The sequence below is a fragment of the Wujia chipingensis genome (assembly GCF_014337155.1).
Lineage (GTDB): Bacteria > Bacillota > Clostridia > Lachnospirales > Lachnospiraceae > Coprococcus_C > Coprococcus_C hominis.
This window is the reverse complement of record NZ_CP060632.1, coordinates 2237167-2249264: the sequence shown is the minus strand read 5'-3', so window position 1 is coordinate 2249264 and position 12098 is coordinate 2237167. Positions and strand designations below refer to the sequence as shown.

The following is a 12098-nucleotide window of genomic DNA, read 5'->3' as shown; positions in this document are numbered from 1 at the left end:
TTAAAAAAGTGGAAAAGTTTTTTAAGATCAAAGAGAGAGGATCAACGCTTAAGACTGAGATCTTCGCAGGTATCACAACCTTCTTCGCAATGGCTTACATTATCTTTGTAAACCCGAATCAGGTTGCTGCAGAGGGCGCAAATGGATGGCTTGTCGGATTAGGAGCTGATCCGGGAACTATGGGACAGATTTGGAATTCTGTATACATCGCATCTATCATCGTAGCGATCATCGGTACGTTGTTGATGGCATTTGTTGCAGATATGCCGTTTGCACAGGCGTGTGGAATGGGACTCAATTCCTTCTTCTGTACAATCTTCGTAGCTGGCTCTTTCTTCGCTGGCGAGGATGTTAAGACAGGCTATCAGGCAGGTCTTGTTATCGTATTTTTGTCAGGTATTGTATTCCTGCTTCTTTCCGTAACCGGACTTCGTAAGTACATTGCAGTATCTATGCCGGAGTGCCTGAAGAAAGCAATTCCTGCAGGTATCGGTCTGTTCATCGCAATGATCGGTTTCAAGAATGCAGGTATCATCGAGGACAACCAGTACACATTTGTACAGTTCTACGATTTCCATGGCAGAATCAAGCAGATCGGTACAGAGGTTGACGGCGTGATGGTAACAGGTCTGGATGTATGGCATCAGATTGTACCGGTTGTCGTCGCTTTGCTCGGTGTGCTTATCATTGCAATCCTTGCGAAGAAGGGAATTAAGTCAAACGTGATTATTGGAATCCTTGCATCAGCAGTACTTTATTATCTGTTTATGTGGGAGGTACCTTCTTTTGATATGAGCAATATTTCCCAGTCTTTCAAGGATTTTGCAAAAGTAGGTTTCTTAGGCGTATTTAATGGTGACGCATGGGATGCCGCATTTAACAGTTCGTATGTCGGCGGTGTATTCTCCGGAATTATGCTGATCGTAGCATTCTGTCTCGTAGACATGTTCGATACGATCGGAACCATCTATGGTACAGCCGCATCTGCAAACATGATGGATGAGAATGGTGATCCGATCAGCATGAATGAGTGTATGCTCTGTGACTCAATCGGTACAGTATCCGGTGCTCTGCTCGGTACATCTACATGTACAACATTCGTAGAGTCTGCATCTGGTGTTGGTGCCGGTGGTAGAACAGGATTTACAAGTATTATAACAGCACTTTGCTTCGTATTCTGTTTGTTCTTAAGCCCGCTTGCAAGCGTGATCCCAAGCTGTGCAACTGCACCGGCTCTGATCTATGTAGGTGTTCTTATGGCCAGAAACTTTGCAAAGGTAGATATGGACGATATGCTTTCAGCAGTTCCTGCGTTCCTTGCATTGATCATGATGCCTTTGACATATTCTATCTCAAATGGTATCGGTATCGGTGCAATCGCTTATGTTGTAATCGCTCTGTTCACAGGCAATTACAAGAAGAAGGATATCGTAATTACAGTTATCGCTGCATTGTTTGTATGTAAGTTTATCTTCGTCACGATGTAGCCGGATTGTAAAGCAAATAATATGGAAACAAAAGAGGATCGTACTTGCGGGGTGCGGTCCTTTTTTATTGTATACGGACCGCTACTATACAATGTTCACAATCCAAATTGTGCAAAATGACGAATAACAGGAAGAAAACAGATTAAAATATTGGATAGTATTGCTTGTTGACTAATTTGCTATATGTGTTATACTTCAACTAGAACAGAAAGAGAGATACAGATCCGGAAGGGAGTTGAGAAGTATGGATGCTGAAAAGTTTACAAAGAAGTCATTAGAGGTAATAGAAAGTTGTGAGAAGCTTGCGTATGAGTATAACAATCAGGAACTGACGCAGGCGCATTTAATGTATGCACTTGTGACGGTGGAAGACAGTCTGATTGCGAAGCTGCTTACGAATATGGGAATCAATATGGATGCGTTTACCGGCGAATGTGAGAAACTGGTTGCAAACCGGCCGAAGGTATCGGGCGGACAGTTGTTTACAAGTCCGGAATTTTCCAAGGCATTGATTCAGGCAGAAAAAGAAGCAAAACAGATGGGTGATGACTACATTTCTGTCGAGCACATTTTCTTGGGTCTGCTTGAGAAGGCAGATAAGGATATCAAGCGAGTGATAAATGCGTATGGTATCACAAGAGGTAAATTCCTTGAGGTGCTGGCGAATATCCGTGGCAACCGGAAGGTAGAAAGTGATAATCCAGAGGATACTTACGATGCATTGAATAAATATGGATACAACCTGGTAGAGCGGGCGCGGGAGCAGAAGCTGGATCCGGTCATCGGTCGTGACAATGAGATCCGAAATATTATCCGAATCCTGTCCCGTAAGACAAAGAACAATCCGGTCTTAATCGGTGAACCGGGTGTTGGTAAGACTGCCGCAATCGAAGGACTGGCACAGCGTATCGTGCGTGGCGATGTGCCGGATTCGCTGAAGGATAAAGATATTTTCGCATTGGATATGGGTGCACTGTTAGCGGGTGCCAAGTATCGTGGTGAGTTCGAGGAGCGTCTGAAGGCAGTCCTTGATGAAGTGAAGAATTCCGAAGGTCATCTGATCTTATTTATCGATGAGATTCATACAATCGTCGGAGCTGGTAAGACCGAGGGCTCTATGGATGCGGGCAATATGCTGAAGCCTATGCTTGCGCGTGGTGAGCTGCACTGTATCGGTGCGACAACGCTGGATGAATATCGGAAATACATTGAGAAGGATGCGGCATTGGAACGTCGTTTCCAGCCGGTTATGGTAAATGAGCCGACCGTGGAAGATACGATTTCCATCCTGCGAGGTATCAAGAACCGTTACGAAGTGTTCCACGGTGTCAAGATCAGCGATGGTGCATTGGTCAGTGCGGCAACACTTTCAAATCGTTATATCACAGATCGTTTCCTGCCGGATAAGGCAATCGACCTGGTTGATGAAGCATGTGCGATGATTAAGACAGAACTTGATTCGATGCCTGCCGAATTGGATGAGATTTCCAGAAAGATCATGCAGCGGGAAATTGAGGAAGCAGCACTTAAGAATGAAACAGATCATCTGAGTCAGGATCGTCTGGAGGTACTCCGGAAGGAATTGGAGGAACTGCGGGAACAGTCCAAACAGATGAAGGCAACATGGGAACACGAGAAGCAGGATGTTGAACGTGTACGGAAGCTTAGAGAAGAGTTAGAAGATGTGAATAACCAGATTCAGGTTGCACAGCGCGAGTATAATCTGGAGAAGGCAGCAGAACTGCAATATGGTAAGCTGCCGCAGATCAAGCAGGAGTTGGAGCGTCTGGAAGCGCAGGTCAGTGAGAAGGACAGAAGCCTGGTGCATGAGTGTGTTACAGAGGAAGAGATTGCGAAGATTGTTGCAAAGTGGACAGGAATTCCGGTTGCAAAGCTGACGGAGAGTGAGCGTAACAAGACCTTGCACCTTGGCGATGAGTTGCACAAACGTGTTGTTGGACAGGATGTGGCAGTGCAGTTAGTCAGCGATTCCATCATTCGTTCGAAGGCAGGTATCAAGGATCCGACAAAGCCGATTGGATCATTCTTATTCCTTGGACCAACTGGTGTAGGTAAGACAGAACTTGCGAAGTCGCTTGCTGCTGCATTGTTTGATAATGAAGCAAACATGGTGCGTATCGATATGAGTGAGTACATGGAGAAGCACAGTGTGGCACGACTGATCGGAGCGCCTCCGGGATATGTTGGATACGATGAAGGCGGACAGCTCACAGAGGCAGTCAGACGGAAGCCATATTCTGTTGTCCTTTTTGATGAGGTAGAAAAGGCACATCCGGATGTATTCAATGTACTGTTACAGGTGCTTGATGATGGACGTATCACAGACTCGAAGGGCAAGACCGTCGATTTCAAGAATACGATTCTGATCATGACATCCAACATTGGCTCCGAGTATCTGCTTGAAGGTATTGATGAGAATGGTGAGATCAAGCCAGAGGCATCGGCACAGGTTATGGCAGGCTTGAAGAATCATTTCCGTCCGGAGTTTTTGAACCGTCTGGATGAGATTATCATGTTCAAGCCGCTTGACAAGGCGTCTATCAGTGGTATTGTCAACCTGTTGCTTGCAGATCTGAATAAGCGGATTGCAGATAAGGAGCTGACACTGAAGCTTACCGATGCAGCGATGGATCATGTCATTGAAGCCGGTTACGATCCGCATTACGGAGCGCGACCGCTCAAGCGTTATCTGCAGAAGAATGTGGAGACACTGGTTGCGAAGAGTATCCTGTCGAATGAGCTTCGTGCAGGTGATACGATCACACTGGATTATGATGGTAACGCATTGTATATCAAGAAGTAAGTTATATAAAATTGAAATACCGTCAATATGGGAGCAATCCTGTATTGACGGTATTTTTTTCGCCCGATTACGTGGGAGCATGATTTCGTACAGCAATTCTGCTTAAGTATCAGACTGTGCGCATAGTTGCTCGATGTCAATATTGGAGCAAATGTCAGTATTTGACATATTGCTCCTAAAAGGTTGTTCAGCCTACAAAAAAATGGTAAAATAAGCAAGGCAAAAGTGATGGGAGTTGCACATGAACGATGTTTGTGGAAAACTCTGCGAAAGGAGACAAAACTATGTGGGCAAACGAAAGCGTATTTTATCAGATTTATCCGCTTGGCTTCTGTGGCGCACCATTTGAAAACGATGGCAATCTGGTGTCACGAATCAAGAAGGTGGAGGACTGGATTCCTCACATCCAGAAGCTTGGCGCAAACGCAATATATTTTTCACCGGTATTCGAGAGCGATACACACGGCTACAATACGAGAGATTACACGAAGATCGACTGCCGTCTTGGCACGAACGAGGATTTCAAGGAGGTTGTCGATAAGCTGCATGCAGCGGGAATCAAGGTTGTCTTGGATGGTGTATTTAACCATGTGGGACGCGGCTTCTGGGCATTTCAGGATGTACTTAAAAATCGCTGGGATTCCCCGTACAAAGACTGGTTCCATATCAGCTTCGATGGCAATTCCAACTATAACGACGGACTCTGGTACGAGGGCTGGGAAGGAAACTTTGACCTTGTCAAATTAAACCTTCGGAACGAGGAAGTGATCCAGCACATCTTGTCCTGTGTTAAGGGCTGGATTGATGAGTTTGATATCGACGGTCTCCGTCTGGACGTGGCATATTGCTTAGACCACGATTTTATCCGCAGACTGCGCGCACACTGTGACGGACTGAAGCAGGATTTCTTCTTATTAGGAGAATTGCTGCACGGCGATTACAATGTATTTGTAAATGATGGCATGCTGCACAGTGCGACAAACTATATGTGCTATAAGGGACTTTACTCAAGCTTCAACTGCATGAACATGTTCGAGATCATTCACAGTCTCCTGCAGCAGTTTGGACCAGAAGAATGGACGCGATACAAAGGAAAGCATTTCCTGTCCTTCGTCGATAATCACGATGTGACAAGAGTCGCAAGCATCCTGACGAATAAGAACCATCTGCCTCTCATTTATGCACTTGCGTTTGGTATGCCGGGTATCCCTTGTGTATACTATGGAAGCGAGTGGGGCGCAGAAGGCAGAAAAGAAGAGGGCGATCCGTCCTTGAGATTGAGCTATGAGAAGCCGGAATGGAACGAACTGACTGACTGGATCAGCAAGCTCGCGGAAGCGAAGAAGCACAGCGAAGCATTGAACTACGGTGGATTCCGTTCGGTTGTACTTACGAATCATCAGTGTATCTTCGAACGTCGTTCGGAGCATGAGCGTGTGCTTGTGGCAATCAATGCAAGCGACCAGCCGTACACGGCGCATTTTGATGCCGGATGCGGAACCGCACAGGATCTGATTACCGGACAGCCACACGACTTCGGTGGTGGCTCTGAACTTCCTCCATATTCCGCAGCATTCTGGAAGATGGAGCACTAATCATCAACAAATAAAAAGTCTCGCATAAACTATACAGAAAGTGTATGTTTGCGAGGCTTTTTTATGGCAGTGAAAATCGTAATCGACGCCGGACATGGCGGATATGACGCCGGTGCTACGTATAATGGAAGAAGAGAGAAGGACGATACGCTGGCACTGGCACTTGCGGTCGGTGAGATATTGGAGGCACAGGGATACGATGTTGTCTACACACGGACGGACGATGTCTACGATTCGCCAGTGCAGAAAGCGCGGATTGGAAATGAAAGCGGTGCAGATTTCTTTGTATCGATTCACCGGAATTCCTCCCCGACACCAAACCAGTACAATGGCGTGCAGACACTGATCTATAACAACGCCGGACTCAAGGCAACAATGGCGGAAAATGTGAACAAAGAATTGGAACAGGTCGGCTACCGGAATATCAACGTGGTGGAGCGACCGGATCTTGCGGTACTCCGGCGGACGAGAATGCCTGCAATCCTGGTAGAAGCAGGATTTATCAACAGCGATGTGGACAACAATCTTTTCGATACGAAATTCTCTGAGACAGCAGAGGCAATTGCGCGCGGCATCGATGAGACAATCCGAGATGCCGGATATACGGTTGCGCAGGGAGATATGCGAAGCGATGTTGCACAGGTAAGTGCTCCTGTATCAGAGGAAATGTATATCGCTAAGTCAGAGAACGATGCATCCGGTACGCAGATGGTAAATGAATATTATGGAATTTCACGGACGATTCCAGTATTTGCAGAAGAAACGTCGCAGCAACCAATCGGCTATCAGATACTGGTTGGCATCTACCGGGCGTTTGGAACTGCATCGTATCAGGCAAATCGGTTTATCAATGCAGGATACGACGCAATGGTATATGAGGATGAAGGGCTGTATCAGGTGCGTGTCGGAAATTATGATACGATCGAAGATGCAATTATTGCACAGCGGGAATTGCGCGATCGTGGATATGATACGCTGATTGTGCGGAAAATGTAAATAAAAGTGAAAATGGGTATTGACAACTATAGGTTTACGTGATAAAGTAGCAAACGATGAACTGCCGTAGACAGTAGGTGCCGCGAGGCATAAGCAGGAAAACGCCTACCGAGGAAGAATCGTGATGAACGAATTTTAACTCTCATACTGCGGTGTGGGAGTTTTTCTTTTAAGTGCAGTTTCCGTTAATATTATAAGGAGGTGCAAGACTTTGGCTAAGATCGAGTTAAAACAGCCTGTCGTTGAGGAAATCAAAGAGAATATTAAGGACGCTAAGTCAGTAGTATTGGTTGATTACCGTGGACTTACAGTTGATCAGGATACACAGCTTCGTAAGTCAATGAGAGAGGCAGATGTCATTTACAAGGTATACAAGAATACCATGGTAAAGCTTGCTATTGCTGGTACAGAGTTCGAGTCTTTGAAGGACGAGCTCGAAGGACCTACAGCCGTTGTTATCTCTAAGACAGATGCAACAGCTCCTGCAAGATTGGCAGCTAATTTCGCTAAGGCGAACCCAGCGCTTGAACTTAAGAGTGGTGTTGTTGAGGGTACTCATTACGACACAGACGGCATTAAGAAAATCGCTACAATTCCTTCCAGAGACGAACTTATCTCTAAGTTCCTTGGAAGCATCCAGTCACCAATTACAAACTTTGCTCGTGTTATTAAGCAGATCGCTGAGAGCAAGGAAGCTTAATTGGAATCGTTGAGATTGGAAATTACAAAACAAATTTAAATTTATAATGGAGGATTATTATTATGACAACTCAGGAAATTATTGAAGTTATCAAAGGTTTATCAGTATTAGAGTTAAATGACCTTGTAAAGGCATGTGAGGAAGAGTTCGGCGTATCTGCAGCAGCAGGCGTTGTAGTTGCAGCAGCAGGTGCAGACGGTGCTGGCGCAGCTGAGGAGAAGGATTCCTTCGACGTAGAGCTTACAGAAGTAGGTCCTAACAAGGTTAAGGTTATCAAGGTTGTTCGTGACTGTACAGGTCTTGGACTTAAGGAAGCTAAGGACGTTGTTGATGGCGCTCCTAAGGTTCTTAAGGAAGGTGCTTCTAAGGAAGAGGCTAACGAGATCAAGGAGAAGCTTGAGGCTGAAGGCGCTAAGGTTACTCTTAAGTAATTTCGACTTAAACATTAAATGTCCGGTTTGGCAGATGCCAAGCCGGATTTTTTATCTAAGAAATGATACAAAGAAATCTTTTTTATTTTTCTGCAATTTTTTTCAAAAAGTGTGTTGACACAAATTTCCAACCATGATAGTATAGTAAAATGTCATTACTATGGATATGTGTGCTATAAATTCGGATAGTAAAGAAAAAACCAAATAAATTCAAGGGGTGAATGCGTCGATGAAAAAGTACAGAATGCGTCCTGTGAAATCGGGAAGAGGTATGCGAATGAGTTTTTCAACTGAGAAGAGAGTTTTGGACATGCCAAACCTCATCGAAGTGCAGAAGAATTCATATCAGTGGTTCCTTGACGAAGGTTTGAGAGAAGTGTTTAAGGATATTTCTCCAATCGTCGATTACACAGGCAATTTGAGTTTGGAACTGGTTGATTATCAGTTGTGTAAGGAAGACATCAAGTATTCTATTGAAGAATGCAAGGAACGTGATGCAACTTATGCAGCTCCAATCAAGGTCAATGTGCATCTTCGTAATGAAGAAACAGGTGAAATTGCACAGCATGATATCTTCATGGGTGATCTTCCACTTATGACAGAGACAGGTACATTCGTAATCAATGGTGCAGAGCGAGTTATCGTCAGCCAGTTGGTTCGTTCTCCTGGTATCTACTATGCAATCGATCACGATAAATTTGGTAAGACCTTGTACTCATCTACAGTGATTCCAAACCGTGGTGCATGGCTGGAGTATGAGACGGATTCCAATGATGTATTTTACGTACATGTTGATAGAAATAGAAAGGTGCCAATCACAGTTTTGATTCGTGCACTTGGCTTTGGAACAAACCAGGAGATCATTGATCTGTTTGGTGAGGAGCCAAAGATTATGGCGAGCTTGGAGAAGGATGTTTCAAACAGTTTTGAGACAGGTGTCATCGAGCTTTATAAGCGACTTCGTCCGGGCGAACCAGAGGAAGTAGAAAATGCGACAAATCTCTTCATGGGTATGTTCTTCGATGCAAGAAGATATGATCTGGCGAAGGTTGGTCGTTATAAGTATAATAAGAAGCTTGCATTAAAGAATCGTATTGCAGGTCATGTTCTGGCAGAGGATGTCATTGATCCAAGTACTGGTGAAGTTTTGTTTGCAGCAGGTACCACTCTTACAAGAGAGGATGCAACTGCAATCCAGAACGCAGCAGTTCCTTTTGTGTACATTCAGACGGAAGAGAAGAATGTAAAGGTACTGTCAAACCTGATGGTAGATCTTTCTGAATATGTAGGTTTCGATCCGAAGGAAGTTGGCATACATGAAGCAGTTTATTATCCGGTATTAGAGAAACTCTTACAGGAGTACGATGACGAGGACGAGTTAAAGGCAGCCATCGAGGCAAATGTAAGCGAGCTTGTACCAAAGCATATTACAAAGGAAGATATCATTGCTTCCATTAACTATAACATTCATCTGGAGTATGGCATCGGTAACGACGATGATATCGACCACCTGGGCAACCGTCGTATCCGTGCAGTCGGTGAATTGCTCCAGAACCAGTACAGAATCGGTCTTTCCCGTATGGAAAGAGTCGTTCGTGAGCGAATGACAACGCAGGATAAGGATACTGTTACCCCGCAGTCTCTGATCAACATCAAGCCTGTTACAGCAGCCGTGAAGGAGTTCTTCGGAAGCTCTCAGTTGTCACAGTTCATGGATCAGAACAACCCACTTTCTGAGCTGACACATAAGAGACGTCTGTCAGCCCTTGGCCCGGGTGGTTTGTCAAGAGATCGTGCCGGATTCGAGGTTCGAGATGTACACTACACACATTATGGTAGAATGTGTCCAATCGAGACACCTGAAGGTCCGAATATCGGTTTGATCAACTCTCTTGCTACGTATGCAAGAATCAATGAGTATGGTTTCGTTGAGGCGCCATACAGAAAGCTGGATAAGTCAGATCCTGCCAATCCGGTTGTTACAGATGAAGTTGTATATCTGACAGCGGACGAAGAGGATAATTATATTGTTGCACAGGCGAATGAGCCATTGGATGAGGACGGTCACTTCAAGAAGAACAACGTATCTGGTCGTTTCAGGGAAGAGACATCTGAGTTCCCGAAGGCAAACGTTGACCTGATGGACGTATCACCAAAGATGGTATTCTCTGTTGCTACATCCATGATTCCTTTCCTGGAGAACGATGATGCAAACCGTGCCCTCATGGGATCCAACATGCAGCGTCAGGCAGTGCCACTTCTTCGTACAGAAGCTCCGGTTGTTGGAACAGGTATGGAAGCAAAGGCAGCTGTTGACTCAGGTGTATGTATTGTTGCAAAACACGATGGTGTTGTTGAGATGTCATCCAGCGAGAAGATCATTGTCAAGTGTGACGATGGTACATTGGATGAGTACCATGTAATCAAGTTTGCCCGAAGCAACCAGGGTAACTGTATGAACCAGCGCCCGATCGTGAAGAAGGGTGATCGTGTAACAAAGGGAATGGTAATCGCTGATGGTGCATCTACATCAAACGGTGAGATTGCACTTGGTAAGAACCCATTGATCGGATTCATGACATGGGAAGGTTACAACTACGAGGATGCCGTTCTTCTGAGTGAGAGACTGGTAAAGGAAGATGTGTATACATCTGTTCATATTGAAGAGTACGAGACAGAAGCAAGAGATACAAAGCTCGGACCAGAAGAGATCACAAAGGAAGTTTCCGGAAACGGTGATAATGCCCTGAAGGATCTGGACGAGAACGGTGTTATCCGTATCGGTGCGGAAGTTCGTGCCGGTGATATCTTAGTTGGTAAGGTAACTCCAAAGGGAGAGACTGAGGCAACAGCCGAGGAGAGACTGCTTCGTGCAATCTTCGGAGAGAAAGCAAAAGAGACAAGAGATACATCACTGAAGGTGCCACATGGTGCTTACGGTGTTGTTATGGATACAAAGATCTTTACGAGAGAAAATGGCGATGAACTGCCACCAGGAGTAAACAAGTCTGTTCGTGTATACATTGCACAGAAGAGAAAAATCTCCGTTGGTGATAAGATGGCTGGTCGTCATGGTAACAAGGGTGTTATCTCGCGTATCCTTCCAGTTGAGGATATGCCATTCCTGCCAAATGGTCGTCCACTTGATATCGTGTTGAACCCATTGGGCGTACCTTCCCGTATGAATATCGGACAGGTGCTTGAGATTCACCTTAGCCTTGCTGCAAAGGTACTTGGATTTAACGTATCTACACCAGTCTTCGATGGTGCAAACGAGCATGATATCATGGATGCTCTGGAGATGGCAAATGATTATGCAAACTCCGATTGGGAGACATTCTATGAGAAGTATAAAGATGATACAGAGAAGGAAGTTATGGATTATCTGTATGAGCACCGTGACCACCGTGAAGAGTGGAAGGGTGTTCCAATCAACCGTACAGGTAAGGTAAAGGTACGTGATGGTAGAACCGGTGAGGAATTTGATTCACCAGTTACAATTGGATTCATGCATTACCTGAAACTGCATCATCTGGTTGATGATAAGATTCATGCACGTTCGACAGGTCCTTACGGAATGGTTACACAGCAGCCACTTGGTGGTAAGGCACAGTTCGGTGGACAGCGTTTTGGTGAGATGGAGGTTTGGGCTCTTGAGGCTTACGGTGCATCTCATACATTGCAGGAGATCCTGACTGTGAAGTCCGATGATGTAACAGGACGTCTGAAGACTTACGAAGCAATCATCAAGGGTGAAAATATCCCGGCTCCTGGTATTCCAGAATCCTTCAAGGTATTGCTTAAGGAGTTCCAGTCACTTGGTCTGGATGTCGGAGTTCTCGATGAGAACGGTGAAGAGGTAGAACTCGGAGAGTCTATGGATACCGGAAATGAGAACGTGAAGAAGTATATGGGCGAAGATCCAGACGACTTCAATGAGGATCTTGGAGAGAACGGATACAGCGGAATTAACGAGGATAACGAATTAGAGTCTTTGAATGATGATTATCTGGACGATGATTTCGACGGTAATTTCGATGATGAATTTTAAGGAAGGAGATTTGT

7 protein-coding genes and 1 other annotated feature are annotated in these 12098 nt (G+C 45.1%); all 7 genes read left to right on the top strand.

Annotation, left to right across the window (positions count from 1 at the left end):
- Positions 1–8: 8 nt before the first annotated feature.
- The 7 genes from H9Q76_RS10465 to rpoB all read left to right on the top strand — a co-directional run bounded on the left by H9Q76_RS10465 (position 9) and on the right by rpoB (position 12084).
- The gene (locus H9Q76_RS10465) at positions 9–1487 is read left to right on the top strand and encodes an NCS2 family permease (RefSeq protein ID WP_021985301.1); all 1479 of its coding nucleotides are present in this window, start codon (positions 9–11) and stop codon (positions 1485–1487) included.
- Positions 1488–1731: 244 nt separating this feature from the next.
- Positions 1732–4311: an ATP-dependent chaperone ClpB gene (gene clpB / locus H9Q76_RS10460; protein WP_021985300.1), complete on the top strand. Its 2580-nt coding sequence runs from the start codon at positions 1732–1734 to the stop codon at positions 4309–4311.
- A gap of 284 nt (positions 4312–4595) precedes the next feature.
- Complete coding sequence (locus tag H9Q76_RS10455) at positions 4596–5906, top strand: alpha-amylase family glycosyl hydrolase (protein ID WP_118734424.1); 1311 nt, start codon at positions 4596–4598, stop codon at positions 5904–5906.
- A 63-nt stretch (positions 5907–5969) separates the two neighbouring features.
- Positions 5970–6902: an N-acetylmuramoyl-L-alanine amidase gene (locus H9Q76_RS10450; RefSeq protein ID WP_021985298.1), complete on the top strand. Its 933-nt coding sequence runs from the start codon at positions 5970–5972 to the stop codon at positions 6900–6902.
- A 46-nt stretch (positions 6903–6948) separates the two neighbouring features.
- Positions 6949–7079 (top strand) — a sequence feature (ribosomal protein L10 leader region).
- Between the two features lie 34 nt (positions 7080–7113).
- A complete protein-coding gene (gene rplJ, locus H9Q76_RS10445; protein ID WP_021985297.1) occupies positions 7114–7602 on the top strand; it encodes a 50S ribosomal protein L10 in 489 nt (162 codons plus the stop codon).
- Between the two features lie 62 nt (positions 7603–7664).
- Entirely contained in the window at positions 7665–8033 is a 369-nt protein-coding gene (gene rplL / locus H9Q76_RS10440) for a 50S ribosomal protein L7/L12 (protein ID WP_021985296.1), read from the top strand.
- A gap of 229 nt (positions 8034–8262) precedes the next feature.
- Positions 8263–12084, top strand: coding sequence for a DNA-directed RNA polymerase subunit beta (gene rpoB / locus H9Q76_RS10435; protein ID WP_117780566.1), 3822 nt, complete (start codon positions 8263–8265; stop codon positions 12082–12084).
- Positions 12085–12098 lie beyond the last annotated feature (14 nt).